The 25,105-nt window shown below is 52.8% G+C and carries 17 protein-coding genes; 4 read left to right on the plus strand and 13 right to left on the minus strand.

The genetic code is table 11. The features are described from left to right. Positions 1-151: 151 nt before the first annotated feature. Entirely contained in the window at positions 152-1,426 is a 1,275-nt protein-coding gene (csiE, locus tag HEN21_RS07345; RefSeq protein WP_176251784.1) for a stationary phase inducible protein CsiE, read from the plus strand. On the opposite strand, the gene HEN21_RS07350 is transcribed toward csiE, so the two are convergent. After that, positions 1,427-2,566, minus strand: a complete 1,140-nt coding sequence (locus HEN21_RS07350; protein WP_000244170.1) for a 3-phenylpropionate MFS transporter — start codon at positions 2,564-2,566, stop codon at positions 1,427-1,429. A gap of 256 nt (positions 2,567-2,822) precedes the next feature. Here HEN21_RS07350 and HEN21_RS07355 point away from each other — a divergent pair, with 256 nt between their 5' ends. Beyond that, complete coding sequence (locus HEN21_RS07355; RefSeq protein WP_001094719.1) at positions 2,823-3,245, plus strand: DoxX family protein; 423 nt, start codon at positions 2,823-2,825, stop codon at positions 3,243-3,245. 115 nt (positions 3,246-3,360) lie between these two features. On the opposite strand, the gene HEN21_RS07360 is transcribed toward HEN21_RS07355, so the two are convergent. The 6 genes from HEN21_RS07360 to HEN21_RS07385 form a co-directional block, all read right to left on the minus strand. Then, positions 3,361-4,233: an aldose 1-epimerase gene (locus HEN21_RS07360; RefSeq protein ID WP_176251785.1), complete on the minus strand. Its 873-nt coding sequence runs from the start codon at positions 4,231-4,233 to the stop codon at positions 3,361-3,363. An 11-nt stretch (positions 4,234-4,244) separates the two neighbouring features. Continuing rightward, positions 4,245-5,339, minus strand: a complete 1,095-nt coding sequence (locus HEN21_RS07365) for a zinc-dependent alcohol dehydrogenase family protein (RefSeq protein ID WP_176251786.1) — start codon at positions 5,337-5,339, stop codon at positions 4,245-4,247. A 32-nt stretch (positions 5,340-5,371) separates the two neighbouring features. Further along, positions 5,372-6,370, minus strand: coding sequence for an ABC transporter permease (locus HEN21_RS07370; protein ID WP_176251787.1), 999 nt, complete (start codon positions 6,368-6,370; stop codon positions 5,372-5,374). Between the two features lie 24 nt (positions 6,371-6,394). Next, positions 6,395-7,906, minus strand: a complete 1,512-nt coding sequence (locus tag HEN21_RS07375; RefSeq protein ID WP_105286663.1) for a sugar ABC transporter ATP-binding protein — start codon at positions 7,904-7,906, stop codon at positions 6,395-6,397. A 22-nt stretch (positions 7,907-7,928) separates the two neighbouring features. Continuing rightward, positions 7,929-8,912 (minus strand): substrate-binding domain-containing protein, encoded by a 984-nt coding sequence (locus tag HEN21_RS07380; protein ID WP_001124983.1) that lies wholly within the window; start codon positions 8,910-8,912, stop codon positions 7,929-7,931. A 96-nt stretch (positions 8,913-9,008) separates the two neighbouring features. Continuing rightward, a complete protein-coding gene (locus HEN21_RS07385; RefSeq protein ID WP_105286662.1) occupies positions 9,009-12,290 on the minus strand; it encodes a DUF5107 domain-containing protein in 3,282 nt (1,093 codons plus the stop codon). A 117-nt stretch (positions 12,291-12,407) separates the two neighbouring features. Here HEN21_RS07385 and HEN21_RS07390 point away from each other — a divergent pair, with 117 nt between their 5' ends. Further along, positions 12,408-13,601, plus strand: coding sequence for an ROK family protein (locus HEN21_RS07390; protein ID WP_176251788.1), 1,194 nt, complete (start codon positions 12,408-12,410; stop codon positions 13,599-13,601). A gap of 63 nt (positions 13,602-13,664) precedes the next feature. Here the strand turns inward: HEN21_RS07390 and glyA are convergent, their stop codons facing one another. Next, positions 13,665-14,918, minus strand: coding sequence for a serine hydroxymethyltransferase (gene glyA, locus HEN21_RS07395; protein WP_176251789.1), 1,254 nt, complete (start codon positions 14,916-14,918; stop codon positions 13,665-13,667). 327 nt (positions 14,919-15,245) lie between these two features. Between glyA and hmpA the strand changes: the two genes are divergently transcribed. Further along, the gene (gene hmpA, locus HEN21_RS07400; RefSeq protein WP_176251790.1) at positions 15,246-16,436 is read left to right on the plus strand and encodes an NO-inducible flavohemoprotein; all 1,191 of its coding nucleotides are present in this window, start codon (positions 15,246-15,248) and stop codon (positions 16,434-16,436) included. A 43-nt stretch (positions 16,437-16,479) separates the two neighbouring features. On the opposite strand, the gene glnB is transcribed toward hmpA, so the two are convergent. The 5 genes from glnB to purL form a co-directional block, all read right to left on the minus strand. Next, entirely contained in the window at positions 16,480-16,818 is a 339-nt protein-coding gene (gene glnB, locus HEN21_RS07405) for a nitrogen regulatory protein P-II (RefSeq protein WP_000717694.1), read from the minus strand. A gap of 60 nt (positions 16,819-16,878) precedes the next feature. Continuing rightward, on the minus strand, positions 16,879-18,213 hold the full coding sequence (gene glrR, locus HEN21_RS07410; protein ID WP_000018523.1) for a two-component system response regulator GlrR: 1,335 nt from the start codon (positions 18,211-18,213) through the stop codon (positions 16,879-16,881). Next, the gene (qseG, locus tag HEN21_RS07415; RefSeq protein WP_176241433.1) at positions 18,203-18,916 is read right to left on the minus strand and encodes a two-component system QseEF-associated lipoprotein QseG; all 714 of its coding nucleotides are present in this window, start codon (positions 18,914-18,916) and stop codon (positions 18,203-18,205) included. Before qseG ends, glrR begins: the two co-directional genes overlap by 11 nt. Before the next feature lie 164 nt (positions 18,917-19,080). Then, the gene (gene qseE, locus HEN21_RS07420; RefSeq protein ID WP_024192254.1) at positions 19,081-20,508 is read right to left on the minus strand and encodes a two component system sensor histidine kinase QseE/GlrK; all 1,428 of its coding nucleotides are present in this window, start codon (positions 20,506-20,508) and stop codon (positions 19,081-19,083) included. 634 nt (positions 20,509-21,142) lie between these two features. Then, complete coding sequence (gene purL / locus HEN21_RS07425) at positions 21,143-25,030, minus strand: phosphoribosylformylglycinamidine synthase (RefSeq protein WP_176251791.1); 3,888 nt, start codon at positions 25,028-25,030, stop codon at positions 21,143-21,145. Between the last annotated feature and the right edge of the window lie 75 nt (positions 25,031-25,105).

A 25,105-nucleotide genomic window follows, 5' to 3' on the forward strand; every position in this document is an offset into this window, starting at 1 on the left:
TTAAGACATGGTATTAAACTGGTCATATCCGTTTATATCGATAAAAATTCTGTGATGTCTGCCAGCATTTCTGATAATTAGCATTCCATTCCCCATTTCCCTAAGCAAACTTTAGCTATTCTTATCAATTATGCTTATGGGAGATCTACAGATGATGTCTACACTTGCTCCACCATCTGTCCTTTCTGCTCCCCAGCGCCGCTGCCAGATCTTGCTGACACTATTTCAGCCGGGGTTGACCGCCACCACGGCCACTCTCAGCGAGCTTAATGGTGTGGATGATAATATTGCGGTTCGCGATATCAGCGAAACAGGACGGGAAATCCTCCGCTATCACCAGCTCACGCTCACTACTGGTTATGACGGTAGCTACCGGGTTGAAGGTACAGTACTTAACCAACGTTTATGTTTATTTCACTGGCTACGACGCGGTTTTCGTTTATGTCCATCATTCATCACCAGCCGTTTCACCCCAGCCTTAAAGGAAGAACTGAAGCGCCGTGGGATTGCTCGCAACTTTTACGACGATACCAACCTGCAAGCTTTAGTTAATCTCTGTGCACGACGGTTGCAAAAATGCTTTGAAGCACGTGATGTTCATTTTCTGTGCCTGTATCTGCAATATTGCCTGCTACAACATCATGCCGGGATCTCGCCACAATTTAACCCGCTGCAACGTCGATGGGCTGAGTCCTGTCTTGAGTTTCAGGTAGCACAGGAAATTGGTCGCCACTGGCAACGGCGGGCACGCCAGCCTGTACCACCAGATGAGCCTTTGTTTATGGCGTTGCTCTTTTCCATGTTGCAAGTTCCCAATCCGCTGCAAGATGCTCATCAGCGCGATCGGCAATTACGCCAGGCCATTGTTCGTTTGGTACAACGTTTTCGTGAGCAGGGAAATGTTCGTTTCTATGATGAACAGGGGTTATGCGATCAGCTTTATACTCATCTCGCTCAGGCATTACGCCGCAGTTTGTTTACCATCGGTATTGATAACACCTTGCCAGAAGAGTTCAGCCGACTTTACCCACGCCTGGTTCGTACAACTCGCGCGGCGCTGGTCGGGTTTGAAAGTGAATACAATGTCCGTTTTTCCGATGAGGAAAGTGGCCTGGTGGCGGTGATTTTCGGCGCATGGCTGATGCAAGCAAATGAAATTAACGAAAAAAAGATTATTTTGCTGACGGGCAATGACAGTGAAAGAGAAGCGAATATTGAGCAGCAATTGCGCGAACTTACACTATTGCCACTCAATATTAAGCATATATCGGTGAAGACATTTTTACGAAATGGCGCCCCGAGAAACACGGTGCTGATTATTACACCTTATACCATCCCTTTACCGCTCTTTTCGCCGCCGCTGATTCATACGAATCAGATCCTGACCGTACACCAACAGGAGCAGATCCGTAAAATGCTGGAATAGTCAGCATGAGGGAACCACTTTCGGGCGCAAAAACATTGCCGGAAGCGCCACCAGCGCCATCACCCAAAACACGCCATGTCCGAGATATTGATACAGGAAACCGGCGAAGACGGTCATGATAGCGATACTGCCGCCCATCGCGACGGCAGAATAAACCGCCTGTAAACGGATAACCTCGCTTCCCTGACGAGCAGCAATGTAGCGCATGGCGGCCAGGTGGCACACAGTAAAGGTGCCGCAATGCAGAATTTGCACCACTATCAACCACGCTAGCTCAGTGGTTGCCCCCATAATGCCCCAACGTACTACCCCGCAAATCGCCGAGATCAACAACATATCGCGGGCGCTACAGCGACGAAAAAGTTTGTTACTCAGCGCAAAGATAATGACTTCCGCCACTACACCAAGCGACCATAAATAGCCCACCGCCGAAGCCGAGTAACCCGCCGCCTGCCAGTATATGGCGCTAAAACCGTAATATGCCGCGTGCGCCCCCTGCAATAGACAAACGCAGGCCAGAAAGCGCCAGTTCTGGCGAACCAGCGCCAGCCAGGCCGGCCACCCCGTGCTCTCTTGCTGGCGGCTCTCCCCTTGCGGTTGAATGGTCGGGCGAATCAGAAAACCAAGTAGCATGGATGCCACGCCCAACGTCAACAGCGCGAGGATCACCCGATAATCAAACACGCTGACCAGTTTGCCCGTCAGCGCCGAACCAATGACAAACGCCACTGAGCCCCAAAGTCGCACTTTGCCGTAATCAAGCGGGAACTGCTTTTGCCAGGTATTCGCCAGCGCGTCAGTTAACGGCACCAGCGGTGAGAAAAAGAGGTTAAAACCAACCATCACAAGCATCAGCCATGCCACATGCGCGCCAGCCCAGAAGGCGATGGCGAACAGCAGTGTCAACAACGCCAGTACACGAAGTGCAGAAATCAGGCGAGAAGGATCGCTGACGCGGGGCGCAATTATCAAACTGCCGAGAAAACGGGCAACCAGCCCTGCCCCCAACAACAGGCCGATAGTTTCTGGCGTTAAGCCAATCCCCTTAAGCCAGACGCTCCAGAAAGGTAGAAAAATACCGTAGCTAAAAAAGTATGTGAAATAACCGAGCGCCAGCCAGCGCGTGGATTGCAAAACCATGAGTCCCTCCCGTCAGGAGGAGTTAGTCTGAAGTTAATCGAATGTTGTTGCAAGTTGAAAAATAAGAAAATCAGGGCCACTTCCAGTACACCATTCTGGAAAAAATTATCGTTAATACCACTAACAAAATATCACCTACAGAAAATGTGCTGGATGTTGACCTGGATAATTACCAAATTTCTCATCTGCTGGGGCGTGGCGAGGTACCAGAGTGTGTATTACGTTTAAATCACATTACCTTGCAAAGGGATTAGTTATGAACACACTACGTTATTTTGATTTTGGAGCGGCCCGCCCCGTTTTGTTATTAATTGCTCGTATTGCCGTCATCTTAATTTTCATTATTTTTGGTTTTCCCAAAATGATGGGCTTTGACGGTACGGTACAATATATGGCTTCGCTGGGTGCGCCGATGCCGATGCTGGCAGCCATTATTGCGGTAGTTATGGAAGTCCCCGCTGCGATATTAATCGTGCTTGGCTTTTTCACCCGTCCGCTGGCGGTGCTGTTTATTTTCTACACTCTGGGTACTGCGGTGATTGGTCACCATTACTGGGATATGTCCGGGGATGCAGTCGGGCCAAATATGATTAATTTCTGGAAGAATGTCAGTATTGCTGGCGCATTCCTGCTGCTGGCAATTACCGGGCCGGGGGCAATTTCTCTCGATCGACGTTAGGAAAGATGCCGGATGCGGCGAATACAAGGCCTGATAAGACGCGATAAGCGTCGCATCAGGCATGGTGCACCGATTGCTACAAAATTGAAATTACCCGCATCCGGCATTCTATAAATTACAGCAACTCAACCCGCAACGACATCTCTGAGGTTGTTGACTCCCCCGGCGCAAGTGCAACGAGGTCACCACCTTCCAGGCGATGATGGTCATCCGGCGCATGGCTCATCGGTTCCAGACAGAAGAAATCAAACGCATATCCTTTATCAAATGCGGGGTCGGAGACAAAGATGAAATAGCATGGCGCAGGCGGCATCGTTTCCATAGTGATGGCATAACCCTCCTGCGGCTGCTCAATGCGTGCCTGACCATTCCAGCCGGCAAAACCATTATTCACCCACTGGCGCGGCAACGGCGCGAGCTGGTTAAAATCCAGTTCCTGCGGTAGCTGCTCGCAAAACTCACCCGCCAGCCACTGCTCCCGTTCCAGCCAATAACCGCTCGCCTGTGCCTGAATCCGCGTTTGCGGCGACAACGGAAAATAAGGATGCCAGCCGGTACCAAATGGCAGCATCTCTGCCCCTTGATTGGTGACAGAGAGCGTGACCGTCAGCGTATCCGCCGTCAAATGAAACGCCTGACTTGCCCGATAGTGATAAACACCACTGCGATGTTCATACACCAGGCACAAGCTATCATCACTGCGCGTTACACATTGCCACTCGCCCAGCCAGCCATCGCCGTGCAGATAATGCGCATCCCACTCAACATTCGGTTGCAGTTGATACTCTCGCTCCTGCCAGACAAAACGGTTACCGCTCACCCGGTTTGCAAACGGCACCAGCGGAAAACAGGAGGCATCGGTTGCCACACCGCTTTTTTTACCAGGACGTAAGAGCGGCGTCGTATCACGCCAGAAACCTTCTATGACACCGCCCTGGTCAGAAACGTCCAGCTTTAGCGCCCCGTGAGATAAGGTATAGATGGTCATTCGCTAACTCCTTAATCCGGGAAGTTAATCACGACTTTGCCGCATTTGCCGCTTGCCATCAGCGCATAAGCATCACCGGCCTGTTCCAGTGAGAAGCGGTGGGTAATGGCGTTACGCGGCCACAGTTTCCAGTCGGTCAAATCGTGGGCGCATTTTTCCATATGGAATAAACTGGTCACCCAGGAGCCAATAATCCGCCGTTGATGATGCATAAGATCGGCGCTGACCTCGAACTCCACTTTTCCGGTTTCTCCGATGTAAACCACCCGTCCCCAGTCAGCAGCGGATTGCAACGCCAGTAAGCGACCTGCGGCATTACCGGAACAATCGAGCGCAACATCCGCGCCACCGTGGGTAAGTTCGGCGATAATCTGCGGCAGACCTTCGGTCGTCGCTAAATAGCCGTGATCCATCACCCCTAACTGTTTTGCCATCGCCAGACGTTCCGGCAGCATATCAACGCCGATGATCCGTTTTGCACCGCGACCTTTCGCCAGCATCATCGCCATCATGCCGACTGGCCCCAGACCGACCACCAGCACGTTATCGCTGCCTGAGACTTCGCCGCGCAAAATCCCTTCATACGCCGTGCCAACGCCGCAACTGATAAACGCACCATCTTCGTAGCTCAGCGCATCCGGCAGGAGAATCAGGTCTTTTTCTTCCGCCACCAGATATTCGGCATGACCACCGTCGCGTTGCCAGCCGTAAGCGGCTTTTCCTTCGCCAGTACAAGAGATAGGAAAACCGCGACGGCAGTTCGGGCAAAAACCACAGCCAGAAATGTGATACACCAGCACGCGGTCGCCCTCTTTAAAATGGCGGCAATCCTGCCCCATCGCCACAATCTGCCCGCACGGTTCATGACCGTTGATAAATCCCTGGTATAACGGTTTATCGGGCGCCGCCGCCGTGGCGCGGTGTTGATGATAGATATAGTGGACATCGCTTCCGCAAATCCCGGAGGATTTCATTTTGATCAATACCTGGTTAATCCCCGGCGTCGGCATCGCAACTTCCCGCAGATCAACGGTCGAATTTCCTGGTAAATAAGCTGCCAGCATCGTTTTCATAAGTCCCTCATTAACAATACGATTAATTTTCATCCCTGCCGCACCCGCGCCAGGGGCGTTAAGGTTTAGCGTTTCGCTTTAGTGCTTCGCTGGGTCAGCAAGATATTCGCCAGCACCGCCACCACGATGATGACGCCGCGTACCACCTGCTGGAAAAAGGAGTTAATCCCGAGCAACACCAGACCGTTACCGATTAGCGTAATCACCAGTACGCCAAGCAACGTACCGAACAGCGAGCCACGACCGCCGGAAAGCGCCGTACCGCCGACCACGACCGCAGCAATGACATCAAACTCCAGACCGTTTGCGGCACCTGCGTTACCGGAACCGAGGCGAGCCGCCAACAAAATGCCGGTCACCGCTGCTAATAATCCCGAAAGGGTAAAAATAAGAATGCGTACCCGACGAACGTTAATACCGCACAACTGCGCCGCCGTGGCATTACCGCCAACAGCAAAAACCGAGCGCCCGAAGGCGGTTTTGCGGCTAATGAACACAAACAGCGCAAATAACACCATCATGATCAGCGCGGATACCGGCACACCGAGAAATTGTCCCCCCAGCCAGTCCAGCACCTCGTTTTCGTCAATGGGCACTGGCAAGGCGTTCGTCATAAACAGCCCCATTCCGCGCAGGGCGCTCCATAAACCCAGCGTGGCAACAAAACTTGGCACGTTAAACACGCCGCGCAGCACCCCGGCGAGCGTTCCCATCAGCGCGCCTAACAGCAACACCAGCAGACAAGCAATCGCCAGCGGAACTTCAAATTGCAGCAAAAATGCCAGGCACACCGAGACAAAAGCCACCATCGGTCCAACGCTGACATCAATTTCACCGGAGATAATAATCAGCGTCATCGCCCAGGCGGCGATCCCGATGGTGGCGGCATCGCGCAGCACGTTCATCTGGTTATTCAATGAGATAAAGCCAGGCGCGTTCAGAGAGAAGACCAGATAAAGAATGGCGATCACCACCAGCAAACCGATCTCATTAATATGGCGACTGACAAATTGTTTGAGCGAGACGCTCTTGCCCTGCGGCAATGGTAATGACGAAGCAGACATCTTCAGGTTCCTCGGTAAAATTCATCAGTGCACAGACAGAATGGCGGACATCAGCTCATCCACATTGACCGGCGAGTGAAACTCCTGCGAGAACGTACCGTGCTGTAATAACAGGATGCGGTCACACACCAGCGGCAACTCCTCCACTTCACTGGAGATAAACACCACGCTTTTTCCTTCGGCAGCCAGCTCGCGGACAATACGGTAAATCTGCTGTTTGGCTTCGATATCGACGCCACGCGTTGGCTCGTCAAGCAACAAAATCTGGCTGGCGGCATAGACCCAACGACCGATCACTACTTTTTGCTGATTACCGCCAGAAAGCGTGCCGATGGGCGTTTCGCTACTGGCGGCCTTGACCGTCATCCGCTGCATCACCTCTTCGGTCAGGCGGCGGATGGTGGACCATTGCAGCACACCGTTGGCGCTGATTTTTTGCCGATTGGTCAGCACTGTATTTTCGTCAACACCCAGCCAGGGAATGATCCCCGCTTCTTTGCGATTTTCTGGGGTATAGCCAATGCCGCGTTTCAGCATGTCGCCGTAATCGGGGCGGGCGATTTTCTCGCCGTTGATAACAATCTCACCCTGCTCATACGCTTCCAGCCCAACAATCGCTTTCAGCAATTCACTACGCCCTGCACCCAGCAGGCCAGCAATGCCAAGCACTTCGCCACGACGCAGGGAAAAACTGATCTCCGTAAGTTTGGGTCTGTGGCGTAACGCGCGGACTTCCAGCACGGCCTGCTCTGCAATGTCCTGAGCGACAACCGGCGCAATATCAACGTGATCGCGCCCGAGCATCAGCGACACAATATGACGCGTGGAGGTATTTTCGAGCATCACATCACCCGCCACCTGACCATCGCGCATGACGGTGGCGCAGGAAGCGATACGGCGGATTTCTTCCATCCGGTGGCTGACATAAATCACCGCTACGCCAAGTGCCGACATCTTTTTCACTGCGCTTATCACCAGTTCAACTTCCGCACTGGCAAGCGAACTGGTGGGTTCATCAAGAATGACCACGCGCGGCTCGCCCTTCATCACCCGCGCAATTTCCACCAGTTGCTTTTGCGCCGGACTTAGCGTTGAAACAAGTTGTTCAGGGCTAACATCAACACCCAGCGCCTGTAAGCAACGTTGGGCATCCTGCGCCATTTGCAGGTAATCAATCATGCCGTTGCGGCGGGGCCACTGACCGAGGCAGAGGTTTTCCGCCACCGTCAGCCCTTCCACCAGACTTAATTCCTGATAAACCGCACGAACCCCCAGTTCAGCGGCACGGCGAGTCAGCGTAGCTTCGTCACCTTCCAGTCGCGTCTCGCCAATCCAGATATCACCGCTGTCCGGACGTTCGCTGCCGGTAAGCATTCGAATGAGGGTCGATTTGCCCGCGCCGTTTTTGCCTAACAGCGCGCGAACTTCGCCTTTATTGAGCGTGAAGTTAACGTTATCCAACGCAACGACGCCGGGGTAACGCTTATTTCCTGCCACCACTTTTGCTACCGGGACTGCCTCTGTTGCCGTGAACATAGGAACCTCTGCGAATCAGCTATTAGGGCAGACCATCAACGTGCGTTGCCAGCCACTGTTTACCGTCTTCCGTTTTGGTATAGAGATCGATAGGCACCTGAATCACTTTGTCACCGTCGGCTTGTTTATTGATAACCTTCAATGTTTGCGCAAAAACAGCATTGCCCATTTTCTTACCGGAAATATCCACCACCGCTTTCAGCACCTGGTTGTTTTCCAGTTCCTGAGCAATTTCAGTCGTCATATCCGAACCGAAAACAGCAATTTTTCCGGCCTGATTTTGATTGCGTACCGCTTTTACCGCGCCGAGTGTCGCACCGCCAGATTCCCCCATAATGGCGTTGAGATCCGGCGTGGAGATAATCAGTTTTTCACCAACGGAAATCGCTTTATCTAAAACAGTCCCTTCCTGATTAGCGACAATTTGCGCACCGGGAACGCGAGCTTTTAATATTTCTTCAAATCCTTTTCGACGCTGCACACAAACTTCAAAGGCTTCGCAATTGATAACGGCAATTTTCGGTTGAGCAATTTTGTTGGCAATAAAATAATCGGCAGCAGCGTTACCCAGCTTTTTACCAAATTCTAGCGGATCGCCGACCAGATACGCCGAGACATATTTATCGACGCCCTTCTGATTAATACAGGTGTTGTAGCAAATCACCGGAATACCCGCTTCACTGGCGCGACGAACGGTGCGGCTGCTGCCATTTTCAGAAACAGCAGATAAAATAATGGCATCGACATTACGCGCCACGAGCGTATCAACAAAAGTACTTTCTTTCGAAATATCGCCCTGCGCGTTAGTTTCTATTAACTGAACCTGTACTGAGGAATCTTTTGCCGCATCCTGAACACCCTGACGCACACCGGCATAATATCCCTGAGTATCAAGATATATTGCGCCAATGGTCATTTCTTTTTCCGCAGCCCTGGCAAATAGTGCGCTACCTAATAGCGTAGCCATTAATAATAGATTACGGGTTATTCTGCTTTTTTTAGGCATAGTGCCTCCTGTAGGGTTTTTATTAACAACGGCTTATTCTAATTATTTAGTGATGAGCGGCAGTGCGTGCCGCTCAAAGATTACAGTTAATAGGGTTTAGTGAACGTAGTTAAAAATAAAAGGCATCACGGTGGTGAATAATGCTGCTTTCGGCCAGGCCGGATTAATCGCCGTCAATTCAGCGCGAGCAGATTCATATTGCGCAATCTCCCCTAATCCCGCTGCCGCCAGCATCGCCACCATCAGGCATTTTTCTTTATGCTGCTGTTGTAAATCGCCATACAGCGACAACAAGTCGGGTTGCGAGACGGCAAAGAAATCCGCTTCGATACTGGTTTTCGCCATCTCTTGTGCCCACTGTTTCATTTCAGTGAACAGTTGTTGTGCGGTTTGTTGTTCGCCCAGCAATCGCAGCGCCATCCCTTGCCAGAAGAGATAATCAACTGGCTGATCGTTGTAATAACTGTGGATGTTGATGGTGCGATCGCCGGTCGCCGCCAGGCGTAAACAACGCGTCGCCTCAGCTTCATCACCCTGCGCTTTGGCGCATACTGCCTGCCAGAACCAGATGTCATTATCAGTCTGCCCCGGTAAACGGCCTTCGCTCAAATTCTCCGGGTAATGCAGCGCGGCATGAAGCAGTTCGCTGGCCTGCTGCGGCTGTCTGGCATCAAGATGGTGCCAGGCACGTAACAACTGATTGAGGATAAACTGGCTGGTGACCTTCCCTTCTCCGCCTTCCCACGGGTGGAATTTGCGCGTGGCGAGAATATCTGCCGCTTTGTTTGCCTGACCGGTGAGATGCCACAAATTGAGCAGTTCTGCGGTCATGTCGTCGCGTTTCAGGGCAATTGCCAGATTATTTTCCAGACGCGCCAGTCGTTTCTCCGGTGCAGCCCCGGTTAACTTATCCAGCAAATCCCGTTCGAAAAGCAGACGAGCATCCTGCGGCGCAAGTTGATAAGCATTATCAAGATAACGGGCAGCCAGTTCATAATCATGCTGTTTATTCCACGCATGGATCGCCAACCCGCGCCAGCCATCGGCAAACTCCGGCGTCATCTCTACGCAACGTTGCCATAACGCTATCGCTTTGCCATAACTGCGCTTGTTGTAGTGGAAACAGGCCAGTAAATGACGGGCGAACCAGCACTCTTCAATACTCTCCAGTGCCGCGACTTCTTCCAGCGTATTCGGGAAACGAACAAACTGCGGGAACACGTCAATGGCTTTCGCAATCAATTCGCCGCGCTCAGCTTTCGGCAACAAACTGGCTTGCAGATAAAGCGGCAGCGTTCGCTGGCAGTCCAGTGCGTTCAGCATCTCTGCCGCCAGGGCGGGCATTCCCCAGTTAATCAGTTGCCCGGCGGTCATCAGGGCGTTAACGTCACGCCCCTGACACAGACCACGCCACTGCGTGAGGGCTGACTCGGTACGACCATCGAACCAGTTCAGCCACCACAGGGTGGCGTTCAGCGGATAATCGCGCAGCAGTTTCTCGCGCTGCAAACGCGCGTTGTCCTGACGACCGCTTAACACCAGCAGCAGATTATGCAGGCACAGCACTTGCTGATTGGTTGGGCAGGCGCGCAGACTTTGTTGGCAAAAATCCAGACCAGCGTCGAAGTTACCATTACGCGCCGCCAGCCGTGCCAGACCATAATAGCCGCCTGCTTTACTGTTACCGCTCCAGACCGAACGCCAGAAATCTTCTTCAGCTTGTTGATATTGCCCCTGACGCTCATACGCACTGGCGCGAATCAAACTTGCCTGTCCGCACTGCGGGTTTTTGTTCAGCGCATGTGCGCGTTTCAGCGCCTGACTGGCATACGCCACCGCTTGCGGGAAATCGGCACGGTTATATTCCAGCATCGCCAGCGCCAGGTTACAGCGATAATCCAGCGGATCCAACGCCACGCCGCGCAGGTAGTAATCGAACGGTGAACGGCTGGCATGATGGTATTGCTCCAGATGCTGACCGATAAACCAGGCTTCATCTGTACTGGTAATGTCTTGCGCTGCCAGTGGCGCTTTGGCGACGTCCGGCAGCGGCAACTCTTGCGGCTGATGTTCCTGATAACTCAGAACAATATTGCCGTCAGCATCGGAAAGTTCGATGGTCAATCTGTCCGGCTCAATACCGTGCAACACGCCCTGGATGGCGGTCGCTGGCGTCAGGGCCACGGTATCGTTAAGTAACGCTTCGCGCTTGCCGATTTCGCGGATCGCCAGACGGTATCCGTTCAACGGGGAGATGGCATACAGCCCCCACTCAATCCCCCGCTCGCTACGCTGTAATTTAATCACCGCATCGCGGGAGGCGTTTTGCACCATGCCCAGAGAATGGTAAGGCAGGAAATACTGCTCGAAACGCTTCTCTTCGTAAGCATCAAGCCAGGTAAAATCGGGTTGGTTATCAGCAAAAATGCCGGTCATCAGCTCGATATACGGACCGTTATTGTCGGTCAGGCTCTTATCCCACGCCTGGCCAAATTCACTGTGTCCCCAGCTCCACTGTTTTTTACCCGGCGCAATGTGGTGGTTGGCAACGTGTAATAAACCGCCATCTTCATCGTGACACCACGCGCCGACAAAATCGTACTGTGATTTTTCAGCCATATATGAGGTTGGAACGGGCACGTTTTTATAACGCGAAATGTCCACGCCGGCGGAGTAGTCCACTTTGTAATAGGTGCCGGTGGCGATGGGGAAAGCGGAGACGGCCCGTTTGCCGTGATCAAATACCGCCGTTACATCCGGCGGGAAGACGCTCTGATGCCCTTCCCCCCCTTTCACTGCCGGGTTGGCCCACCACAAGAAATGACGCGGTGTGGCGTTGCCGTTATAGACGCGGCTGGCAATCTCCAGTGCGGCACGGTCAGGGCGCAGCGTGAAGCCTGTCATCACCTGTAGACCGTGCATCGGCTCCGTCTCACCAACCCACACGGTCTGTGCACCGTCTTCATGGGATTCAATGGTGAAATCAACGGGCATAAAGGTGGTCGGGCGATGGTGTTGCGGCCAGTTAAACTCAATCCCGCCGGAGATCCACGGCCCCAGCAGCCCGACCAGCGCCGGTTTAATGACTTCATTGTGATAGACAAAATCTCGCTGTTTCACTTTATCCCACGCGCGATGCACCCGACCGCCCAGCTCCGGCAGGATCATCACTTTGATGTAGTCGTTTTCCAGCCACACCGCCTGCCAGGATTTCAGGATTCTCTGCTCGCTCAGCGTATCCGTCACGCCGTAGGGATAAACTGCGCCGGACGATCCCTGATAAACGCGATTTTCCAGGAACATGGGATGTATATCCTGCGGTCCGGTTTCATAGGTCGGGATCTCAACGCGCTCTTGCCACACTTTTACTGGAGTCATGGTGCCCTCAATATTAACAAGACATACTGAATTAAAAGATTTGTGGCAGTGTATTGAACAATCTGGCAATGTTTTCGCGGAATAATCACGCAATTAACTAAACAAGGTTTAGTGAAGATGAGAGCCTGCATAAACAATCAACAGATCCGCCACCATAACAAATGCGTGATTCTGGAACTGCTGTACCGGCAAAAACGTGCCAATAAATCGACGCTCGCCCGGCTGGCACAAATTTCGATTCCGGCGGTTAGTAACATTTTGCAGGAGCTGGAAAACGAAAAGCGGGTGGTGAATATCGACGATGAAAGCCAGACGCGCGGGCATAGTAGCGGCACATGGCTGATTGCGCCGGAAGGTGACTGGACGCTGTGTCTGAACGTGACGCCCACCAGTATTGAGTGTCAGGTTGCTAATGCCTGTCTAAGTCCGAAAGGCGAATTTGAGTATTTTCAGATTGAAGCACCGACACCGCAGGCGCTGCTGTCCGAAATCGAAAAATGCTGGCATCGCCACCGTAAATTGTGGCCGAACCGTACCATCAACCTGGCGCTGGCAATCCACGGTCAGGTTGATCCGGTGACCGGCGTGTCGCAAACCATGCCGCAAGCGCCGTGGACAACGCCAGTTGAGGTGAAGTATCTGCTGGAAGAGAAGCTGGGCATTCGGGTGATGGTCGATAATGACTGCGTAATGCTGGCACTGGCGGAGAAATGGCAAAATAATTCACAGGGACGGGATTTCTGCGTGATCAACGTTGATTACGGCATTGGCTCGTCGTTCGTGATTAACGAGCAAATTTATCGCGGCAGTTTGTATGGTAGCGGACAGATTGGTCACACCATCGTTAACCCGGATGGCGTCGCCTGCGACTGCGGGCGTTACGGCTGTCTGGAAACCGTCGCCTCGTTAAGCGCATTTAAAAAGCAGGCGCGGGTATGGCTAAAATCACAACCGGTTAATACTCAGCTTGATCCCGAAAAACTGACTACCGCGCAATTAATCGCTGCCTGGCAGAGTGGAGAACCGTGGATCACCAGTTGGGTTGACCGCAGTGCCAACGCCATTGGTTTGAGTCTGTATAACTTCCTCAACATCCTTAATATTAATCAGATTTGGTTGTATGGTCGCAGTTGCGCCTTTGGCGAGAACTGGCTTAATACCATAATTCGCCAGACGGGATTTAACCCGTTCGACCGCGACGAAGGACCGAGCGTAAAAGCGACGCAAATTGGCTTTGGGCAATTAAGCCGCTCACAACAGGTGCTGGGGATAGGCTATTTGTATGTTGAAGCACAGTTACGCCAGATTTGATGGCGCGATAACGTAGAAAGGCTTCCCGGAGGAAGCCTTTTTTCAACAGATTAACCGTTTCGCTTATGCGTAAACCGGGTAACGTGCGCAGATGTCGAGAACTTTACCTTTGATGCGCTCGATAACCGCTTCATCATTGATGCTGTCCAGCACGTCACACATCCAGCCAGCCAGTTCTTTCGCTTCAGCTTCTTTGAAGCCGCGACGCGTAATCGCCGGAGTACCCACGCGAATACCGGAAGTCACAAACGGGCTCTTCGGATCGTTCGGTACGCTGTTTTTGTTCACAGTGATATTGGCACGACCCAGAGCGGCGTCAGCTTCTTTACCGGTCAGGTTTTTATCAACCAGATCAACCAGGAACAGGTGGTTATCAGTACCGCCGGAAACCACTTTGTAACCACGCTCCAGGAACACTTCTACCATCGCTTTGGCGTTTTTCGCGACCTGCTGCTGGTAAATTTTAAACTCTGGCTCCATCGCTTCTTTCAGCGCAACCGCTTTACCAGCGATTACGTGCATCAACGGACCGCCCTGACCACCAGGGAAAACGGCAGAGTTCAGTTTTTTGTACAGTTCTTCGCTACCGCCTTTCGCCAGGATCAGGCCGCCGCGCGGACCCGCCAGGGTTTTGTGAGTGGTGGTAGTGACAACGTGAGCATGAGGAACCGGGTTCGGGTAGACGCCAGCGGCAACCAGACCCGCAACGTGCGCCATATCAACGAACAGGTAAGCACCGATGCTGTCAGCGATTTCACGCATTTTCGCCCAGTAAACCACACCGGAATAAGCAGAGAAGCCACCGATAATCATTTTCGGCTTGTGTTCTTTGGCTTGTTTTTCCAGATCTGCGTAGTCGATATGACCGGTAGCATCAATACCGTAAGGAACGATGTTGTACAGTTTACCGGAGAAGTTAACCGGAGAACCGTGAGTCAGGTGACCGCCATGCGCCAGGTTCATCCCCAGAACGGTGTCGCCTGGTTCCAGCAGCGCGGTGTAGACCGCAAAGTTAGCCTGGGAGCCGGAGTGCGGTTGAACGTTAGCGTAGTCAGCGCCGAACAGTTCTTTCGCGCGATCGATCGCCAGTTGTTCGACGATATCAACATACTCGCAACCGCCGTAGTAGCGTTTGCCCGGATAACCTTCAGCATATTTATTGGTCAGCTGAGACCCCTGCGCCTGCATTACGCGCGGGCTGGTGTAGTTTTCGGAGGCGATCAGTTCGATGTGCTCTTCCTGACGTACTTTTTCCTGCTCCATAGCCTGCCACAGTTCGGCATCATAATCGGCAATGTTCATTTCACGCTTTAACATCCGCATCTCCTGACTCAGCTAACAATAAAATTTTTGGCCTTTATAGGCGGTCCTGATGGACAACGGCGAACAGTATAACCGAATCATTCTGCGATAACAGGTCTTGACAAAGGAATTTACGCAAACGATTACCTTCAGGCTGTGCAAGGCTTTGGAGAATAAAGAGCTTGCAACCGGAAACGGATTTCTTTTCAGGTTTGTGATGCAAATTTTTCACTTCATCACATTCTTGATGAAAAACACCAAAGAACCATTTACATTGCAGGGCTATTTTTTATAAGATGCATTTGAGATACATCAATTAAGATGCAAAAAAAGGAAGACCATATGCTTGACGCTCAAACCATCGCTACAGTAAAAGCCACCATCCCTTTACTGGTGGAAACGGGGCCAAAGTTAACCGCCCATTTCTACGATCGTATGTTTACTCATAACCCAGAACTCAAAGAAATTTTTAACATGAGTAACCAGCGTAATGGCGATCAACGTGAAGCCCTGTTTAACGCTATTGCCGCCTACGCCAGTAATATTGAAAACCTGCCTGCGCTGCTGCCAGCGGTAGAAAAAATCGCGCAGAAACACACCAGCTTCCAGATCAAACCGGAGCAGTACAACATCGTTGGCGAACACCTGTTGGCGACGCTGGACGAAATGTTCAGCCCGGGTCAGGAAGTGCTGGACGCGTGGGGGAAAGCCTATGGCGTGCTGGCAAATGTATTTATCAATCGCGAGGCAGAAATCTATAACGAAAACGCCAGCAAAGCCGGTGGCTGGGAAGGTACTCGCGATTTCCGCATTGTGGCTAAAACACCGCGCAGTGCGCTTATCACCAGCTTCGAACTGGAACCAGTCGACGGTGGCGCAGTGGCAGAATACCGTCCGGGGCAATATCTCGGTGTCTGGCTGAAACCGGAAGGTTTCCCGCATCAGGAAATTCGTCAGTACTCTTTGACCCGTAAACCTGATGGCAAAGGCTATCGTATTGCGGTGAAACGCGAAGACGGCGGACAGGTTTCTAACTGGCTGCACAATCACGCCAATGTTGGCGATGTCGTGAAGCTGGTGGCTCCGGCGGGTGATTTCTTTATGGATGTGACAAATGACACACCGGTAACCTTAATCTCTGCCGGTGTCGGTCAGACGCCAATGCTGGCTATGCTCGATACGCTGGCAAAAGCAGGCCATAGCGCACAGGTGAACTGGTTCCATGCGGCAGAAAATGGCGATGTTCACGCCTTTGCTGATGAAGTTAAGGAACTGGGGCAAGCACTGCCGCGCTTTACCGCGCATACCTGGTATCGTCAGCCGAGCGAGACCGATCGCGCGAAAGGTCAGTTTGATAGTGAAGGTCTAATGGATTTGAGCAAACTGGAAGGTGCGTTCAGCGATCCGGCCATGCAGTTCTATCTCTGCGGTCCGGTGGGCTTCATGCAGTTTGCCGCGAAACAGTTAGTGGATCTGGGCGTGAAGCAGGAAAACATTCATTACGAATGCTTTGGCCCGCATAAGGTGCTGTGATTTGATATTGCCGGATGGAAACATCCGGCAACTCTGACGCGGTTTAAATCGCCGCGTCGTCCTCTTCACCGGTACGGATACGAATAACCCGTGCCACGTCAAAGACGAAGATTTTACCGTCACCGATCTTGCCGGTTTGCGCCGTGCGAATAATGGTATCTACACAGGTATCGACAATGTCGTCTGGTACGACAATCTCAATTTTCACCTTCGGCAGAAAATCCACCATATACTCCGCGCCACGATACAGCTCGGTATGGCCTTTCTGGCGGCCAAAACCTTTCACCTCGGTGACTGTCATGCCGGTAATGCCGACTTCAGCCAGTGCTTCGCGGACATCGTCCAGCTTGAAGGGTTTAATAATCGCATCAATCTTTTTCATGCTATTCCTTGAAAAGGTCGCCTGTCTTCTGATCTGCTAAACGTAACACATTACGCCAATTCATTCCTTGAAATCGTTTGCATCCAGCTCGTGTCGGGAAAGCAGTTTATAAAATTCTGTCCGGTTGCGCCCCGCCATTCTCGCCGCATGGGTGACGTTACCTTTAGTGATTTGCAGAAGCTTGCGCAAGTAATTGAGTTCAAACTGATTACGCGCCTCAACAAAGGTTGGCAACGCGGTGTTTTCGCCCTCCAGCGCCTGCTCCACCAGCGCATCACTAATTACCGGGGATGAGGTCAGCGCCACGCACTGTTCAATCACGTTGACCAACTGGCGAACATTACCTGGCCAGGTGGCGGTCATCAGGCGTTTCATTGCATCGGTGGAGAACGCGCGAACAAAGGGTTTATGTCGCTCTGCTGCCTGGCGCAACAAGTGATTTGCCAGCAGTGGAATATCTTCCGTGCGCTCCGCCAGTGCCGGAATTTTCAGGCTGACAACGTTGAGGCGGTAATAAAGATCTTCGCGAAACTCCCCGCGCGCCATCGCTTTTGGCAGGTCGCGGTGAGTGGCAGAGATAATCCGCACGTCGATATCAATATCGCGGTTGCTGCCCAGCGGGCGCACTTTACGCTCCTGCAACACGCGCAGCAGTTTGACCTGCAACGGTGCGGGCATATCGCCAATCTCATCGAGAAATAGCGTACCGCCTTCCGCCGCCTGGAATAAACCTTCGCGATTGCTGACAGCGCCAGTAAACGCACCTCGCGCATGACCAAACAGTTCTGACTCTAGCAACTGCTCGGGCAATGCGCCACAGTTAATAGCAATAAATGGTTTGCTGTTGCGCGGGCTTGCGTTGTGGATAGCCTGGGCGAAAATCTCTTTCCCGGTGCCGCTCTGGCCGTTAATCAGCACGCTAACATCTGATTGCGCCACCAGTCGCGCCTGTTCCAGCAAACGCAACATCAGTGGACTGCGGGTAACAATCGCCTCACTCCAGCGTTCGTCTGTGGCTGGCGCGGATTGCTCCAGCGCATCGTCAATTGCCTGGTACAACGCGTCTTTATCAACAGGTTTGGTGAGGAAACTGAACACGCCCTGCTGTGTCGCGGCAACGGCATCAGGAATGGAACCATGCGCGGTAAGAATGATTACTGGCATACCCGGCTGCACTTTCTGGATTTCAGCAAACAGCTGCATACCGTCCATTTCATCCATCCGCAGGTCGCTGATGACTAAATCTACTTTTTCGCGATTCAGTACCCGTAATCCTTCTGCACCACTTTCTGCCGTGACCACGCTGTAGCCTTCGCTGGTCAGACGCAGGCCAAGTAGTTTCAGCAATCCGGGATCATCATCTACCAATAATAAATGCGCAGGTTTATGGCTCATCAGGGGTGACCTCACTGGTAGATGGTGCGGGCGTTTCGCTCTCGTGCGGCGTGTCCGGCGCGAAATTTCCGGCCGGTTTGCGGGTCGATAGCTGACGTTCAATATCGGTCAGATTTTCCAGCTTGCGGGTGGTGAGTTCCAGTTGCTGCTGTAGAACGTGATGCTGCTGGCGCAAGGTATCCAGTTCGCTGTCGCTGGACTGCTGGAGTTTACTGTAGCGTTGGCGCTCTTGTGCCAGTTGCAATTGTAACGCCTGATCGTCGCGCCAGAGTTGATACAGCGGTCGAACCTGCGCCGGGATCTCAGTACTTAACGCGTCTATGCGCGCGACCATCTGGCGACGCTCATACGGCGTAATTTTAGCGTCGGCGAGCAAAATCCCCTGTTTAAAGGTATTTTGCCAGCTGCCGTCGCCATACTTACGGGCTTGCTGGCGCGACTGCGCTGGCATTAAACGGTTGGCACAATCCATCGCCCGTAGCCAGTAAAGCGGATTAGTTTCGGTTGATTTACCTTGCAGCGCCCAGATGTCGCTACATTCGGTAGAAAGATAGTCAGCCAGTTGATAAACCGGAATTTTTTCTTGTGCAGACGTATCTATGGCAGGCTTATCGTGACTCTGCACACAACCCAGCAACGCCAGACAAGGCAACCCTGCCAGCCACAGCCGTCGGGGCAATAATCGTTGAAAAATGTGTCGCATATTCACCAGACTTAGAGCCTATCCCAGTGGGCGTAATTGTTGCAGGCAGTTTGGACACGGACAACGCGGAGAAACCGGAGCGTACACGTAGTACGTGATGATTTCGAGCACTGCCCGGAGCCAAACTGGCAAATAAAATAGCCTGATGGGATAGGCTCTTAACATTATTTCGTGTTTTTCGACGACGGTAATTCAATGCGGAAACAAACGTCTTGCCCGCTTTCGTCGACCAGATACAGTTCCCCCTGCATACGGCGAATACAATCCCTGGCAATGCTTAATCCCAGACCACTGCCCTTCACCGCCCCTTTTCGCTGGTGGCTTCCCTGAAAAAAGGGTTCGAAGATCATGGCGCGTTCTTCTTGCGGAATGGGCGTGCCTGTATTGATGACATCAATATAAACCCGCGCACCATGTAAACTGCTGCGAAGGCAAATGTTACCGGATTCAGCCCCGTAGTGCACCGCATTGGAGTAAAGATTATCCAGCACGCTCATCAGCAGCATTGGCTCCGCCAGGCAAGCTGTTGCTTTGAGATCGACGTCGGTATGCATCATTTTAGCCCGTGCTGGCAAGCTATGAGCGGAAACCACCATCTCCACCAACGGTGCCAGCTCTACGTTCTCCAGTTCCACCGCGCCGTCCGCCTGTTTACGGTTGTAATCAAGCAGTTGTTCGATCAGTTTTTGCAAATTGCGGCTACTGCTATCAAGAATGCTCACCACCTCTTTTTGCTCTGGCGTAAGCGGCCCGACAACCTGGTCAGCCAGTAATTCCGTGCCTTCGCGCATACTCGCCAGCGGCGTTTTTAATTCATGAGATAAATGACGTAAGAACTGGTGCCGCTGGGATTCCAGCCATGACAGGCGCTCGCTTAACCAAAGAATACGCTGCCCAACCGAACGTAACTCACTCGGGCCACTGAACGAAACGCTATTGCCCAGAGAACGCCCTTCCCCCAGACGGTTGATCATCCGTTCAATATTTTTCACCGGACCGATAATCATCCGCGTGAAAAGCAGCACCATCACCAGGCTCACCAGAAATAGCACCAGCGACTGCCAGCCAAAATATTGCCCACGTTCGGCGATTTCGCGTTGTAACTGCTGCCCGCGAGAGAACACCACAGTGCGAGTGGCTTGAACCATTTCGGTATTGGCATTGGCGAAGGCTTCCAGACGTGCGGCGGCAGCGGTATCGGGACCGCTGTTGTTACACTGAAGTTGAGCCAGATTGTTCAAATCCTGACGCAATGCCTGATAGAGTTTATCGTCCGGCAACACGCCTGCGTGGGCATCAAGCATTTCACTGTAACGCTTGCGCTGGCTTTGATACACCTTCGCCAAAGTGGGATCATCCAGCACACAATACTGACGGTAGCTACGCTCCATCTCCAGCGCCGCGTTGGTCATCGCTTCACTGCGCCGGGCATCGATAAGCGTCGTGCGATTGACCAGCGCCGCCTGATCGCTAAGTGCATTCAGGCTTTGCCAGGCTTGCCATGCCAGCACCAGCAAAGGGAGCAAAATAAGCAAGAATGCCAGCATTACCAGCTGTCGTAATGAGCGGGGAAAAACGGGCCAGCGTTTCAAGGTGTTACTCTCGTCAGACGCGAATAGACTGATGCTAACCGAGGGGACGTTCAGATACAACAAAGCCGGGAATTACCCGGCTTTGTTGTGGAATAAGGCGGTGCCTAACTCGACGTTTCGCCCGATGGTTGATATAGCTAAGCTGATATCAGAAGTTGGACGGCAGGCACCTTGTTGTGCGTCATTCTAATTTTATGTAGCACGTCCCGAAGGGGCTGACATAAGTCGGTGAATGAGCCACTGCTTACTATTATGCAGTAACTGTGCCAATAAATAAAATAGTTTGATAACGTACTGATAAATGTAGCTTTGATGGATTAATGGCTACTCCACTGTTTGGCTATAAATCAGCCACTGTGTCGTTTAAAAGAGACATCCAAAGATGAAATTGTTTGTTTTAAATTAAATCAACAAGTTAAGTGTCACCTATAAGCGACACGGTAAATCACACATTGTCGTGATTTACAGACACAAAAAAGCTCCCGGTGTTGGGAGCTTATAATTGTTGGCTAAGTGGTTGTGTGTAACGCCACATCCGGCCTACAAAATATTGCAAATTCAATACATTGCAGGAAACATCCGAGCCAACCAGACAAGCATAGCGCATCAGGTGATGCGCATATTGCCCGATATCTTAACCCAGCTGCTTACGCGCATTGCGGAAAATACGCATCCATGGCCCATCCTCGCCCCAGTTTTCCGGATGCCATGAATTGCTGACAGTACGGAAAACACGCTCCGGGTGCGGCATCATAATGGTGACACGACCGCTTTCAGTCGTGACCGCCGTAATACCGTTCGGGGAACCGTTCGGGTTAGCCGGGTAAGTTTCGGTGACTTTGCCGAAGTTATCGACATAGCGCAGCGCCACCAGCCCTTTGCTTTCCAGTGCTGCCAGATGAGCCGCATCGCGCACTTCCACACGCCCTTCACCGTGAGAAACGGCAATCGGCATCTGTGAACCCACCATTCCCTGCAACAGCAGCGACGGGCTTTGGGTCACTTCAACCAGGCTGAAACGCGCTTCAAAGCGATCCGAGGTATTACGCACAAAACGTGGCCACAACTCGCTACCCGGGATCAGTTCACGCAGATTAGACATCATTTGGCAACCGTTACATACCCCCAGCGCCAGCGTTTGCGGACGGTGGAAGAAGGTTGCAAACTCATCGCGTACACGATTATTGAACAGGATTGATTTCGCCCAGCCTTCACCTGCGCCCAATACGTCGCCGTAGGAGAAACCACCGCACGCTACCAGGGCGTGGAAATCCTCCAGGCCCGTGCGTCCAGCCAGCAGGTCGCTCATATGTACGTCGATTGCATCGAAGCCTGCACGGTGAAAAGCTGCCGCCATTTCCACATGCGAGTTCACGCCCTGCTCACGCAGCACGGCAACTTTCGGGCGCGCGCCAGTGGCAATAAATGGTGCCGCCACATCTTCGTTGATATCGAACGACAATTTCACATTCAGACCCGGATCGGCATCGTTAGATTTCGCCTGGTGTTCCTGGTCGGCACATTCCGGGTTGTCACGCAGGCGCTGCATCTGCCAGGTAGTTTCTGCCCACCAGACACGCAACGTGGTGCGGCTTTCGCTGAATACCGCCTGTCCGTTGGCAGTAATCACAAAACGGTCACCGGAAACCGCCTGACCGACATAATGGATGCAATCAGCAAGGCCGTGCTGTGCCAGTAGGGTTTCTACTGCTTCACGTTCTGCTGCGCGTACCTGAATCACCGCACCCAGCTCTTCGTTAAACAACGCAGCCAGGCGATCCTCTCCGAGAGAGGCGATATCCGCTTCAATGCCGCAATGACCGGCAAACGCCATTTCCGCCAGCGTTACCAGCAGGCCGCCATCAGAGCGGTCGTGGTACGCGAGCAGCTTACGCTGTGCTACCAGCGCCTGAATCGCGTCATAGAAGCCTTTCAGTTGCGCGACGTCACGTACATCTGCCGGTTTGTCGCCAAGCTGACGATAAACCTGCGCCAGCGCCGTTGCGCCCAGCGCGTTATTGCCTTTGCCCAAATCAATCAGCAGCAGTGCGTTATCTTCGGTAGAAAGCTGCGGCGTGATGGTGTGACGTACATCTTCCACGCGGGCAAATGCAGAAATGACCAGCGACAGCGGCGACGTCATTTCGCGTTCTTCGTTACCTTCCTGCCAGCGGGTTTTCATCGACATGGAGTCTTTACCCACCGGGATCGTCAGGCCCAGCGCCGGGCAAAGCTCTTCGCCCACAGCTTTAACAGCTTCATACAGACCCGCATCTTCACCAGGATGACCTGCTGCCGCCATCCAGTTGGCGGAAAGTTTAATGCGTTTGATATCGCCAATCTGTGTTGCGGCGATGTTAGTTAACGCTTCACCGACCGCCAGACGGGCAGAGGCGGCGAAATCCAGCAGCGCAACCGGCGCACGTTCGCCAATCGCCATCGCTTCACCGTAGTAGCTGTCGAGGCTGGCGGTAGTGACCGCACAGTTAGCGACCGGCACCTGCCACGGACCAACCATTTGATCGCGCGCCACCATGCCGGTTACGCTGCGGTCGCCAATGGTCACAAGGAAGGTTTTCTCTGCCACAGTTGGCAGATGCAGCACGCGTTTCACCGCGTCAGCAATGGTGATCCCTTCACGAGCCAGCGCATCGCCCTTCGCTTTCAGTGTTTGTACATCGCGGGTCATCTTCGGCGTTTTACCAAGCAGCACGTCCAGCGGCAGATCGATTGGCTGATTATCAAAATGACGATCGTGCAGAGAAAGATGCAGTTCTTCGGTCGCTTCACCAATCACCGCGTATGGCGCACGTTCACGCTTACACAATTCGTCAAACAGCGGTAACTGATCGGCAGCAACCGCCAGCACGTAGCGTTCCTGGGATTCGTTACACCAGATTTCCAGCGGGCTCATGCCCGGTTCGTCGCTCAGAATGTCGCGCAGTTCGAATTTACCGCCGCGCCCGCCGTCGCTCACCAGTTCCGGCATCGCGTTAGAAAGACCGCCTGCGCCAACGTCGTGGATAAACAGAATTGGGTTAGCATCACCAAGCTGCCAGCAACGGTCGATCACTTCCTGGCAGCGACGCTCCATCTCCGGGTTGTCGCGCTGTACGGAAGCAAAGTCGAGGTCAGCATCAGACTGACCAGACGCCATAGAAGACGCCGCGCCGCCGCCAAGACCGATATTCATTGCCGGGCCGCCGAGAACGACCAGCTTCGCACCAACGTTGATCTCGCCTTTTTGTACGTGATCGGCGCGAATGTTGCCGATCCCGCCCGCCAGCATGATCGGTTTGTGATAACCGCGCAGCTCTTCGCCGTTGTGGCTGTTCACTTTTTCTTCATAAGTACGGAAGTAGCCGTTCAGTGCCGGACGACCAAATTCGTTGTTAAACGCCGCGCCGCCCAGCGGGCCTTCGGTCATGATGTCCAGCGCGGCGACAATGCGCTCAGGCTTACCGAAATCTTCTTCCCACGGCTGTTCGAAGCCAGGAATTCGCAGGTTGGAAACGGAGAAACCAACCAGACCGGCTTTCGGCTTCGCGCCGCGCCCGGTGGCACCTTCATCGCGGATTTCACCGCCGGAACCGGTCGCCGCGCCCGGCCACGGAGAAATCGCCGTCGGGTGGTTGTGAGTTTCGACTTTCATCAGAATATGCGCCGGTTCCTGATGGAAATCGTAGCGGCCCGTTTCGTGGTCAGCAAAGTAGCGGCCCACTTCAGAACCTTCCATTACGGCGGCGTTATCTTTATAAGCAGAGAGAACATGATCCGGCGTGGTTTCGAAGGTGTTTTTGATCATCTTAAACAGCGATTTCGGCTGCTGTTCACCGTCGATAATCCAGTCGGCATTAAAAATTTTGTGGCGGCAGTGCTCAGAGTTCGCCTGAGCGAACATATACAGCTCGATGTCGTTCGGGTTACGACCAAGCTTTGTGAAAGCATCCTGCAGATAGTCAATTTCATCTTCCGCCAGAGCCAGGCCAAGACGCAGGTTAGCGTCGATCAGCGCCTGACGGCCCTGCCCCAGCAAATCAACGCTGGTGACCGGAGTCGGTTGATGGTGGGCAAACAACTGCTCTGCATCATCTAAAGCAAAAAAGACCGTTTCCATCATGCGGTCGTGCAGTTCAGCGGTAACCTGCTGCCATTGTTCATTGGTCAGCGTACCGGCTTCTACATAGTAAGCAACGCCGCGCTCAAGGCGGTTTACCTGTTGCAGCCCGCAGTTATGGGCGATATCGGTCGCTTTTGAAGACCAGGGAGAGATGGTGCCTGGACGCGGGGTCACCAGCAGGAGTTTGCCTTGCGGGGCGTGGCTGGGGAGTGCCGGGCCATATTTCAGCAGGCGTTCAAGTTGTGCGTGCTCATCATCGTTTAACGGCGCATTGAGGTCAGCAAAATGGACATACTCGGCGTAAATAGTGTGAACCGGGAGCCTGGCAGCCTGAAAACGTGCCAGCAGTTTGTTGATTCGGAATGCCGACAGTGCAGGCGAACCACGCAGAATTTCCATCATAAGTCTCTCGTCTTCTAAGCTTTCGGTGTACCCAAGGGGGGGAAACGGGCGTCATTATAAAGAATCTGATGCGCT

It is taken from the genome of Escherichia sp. 93.1518 (genome assembly GCF_013368915.2).
GTDB lineage: Bacteria > Pseudomonadota > Gammaproteobacteria > Enterobacterales > Enterobacteriaceae > Escherichia > Escherichia ruysiae.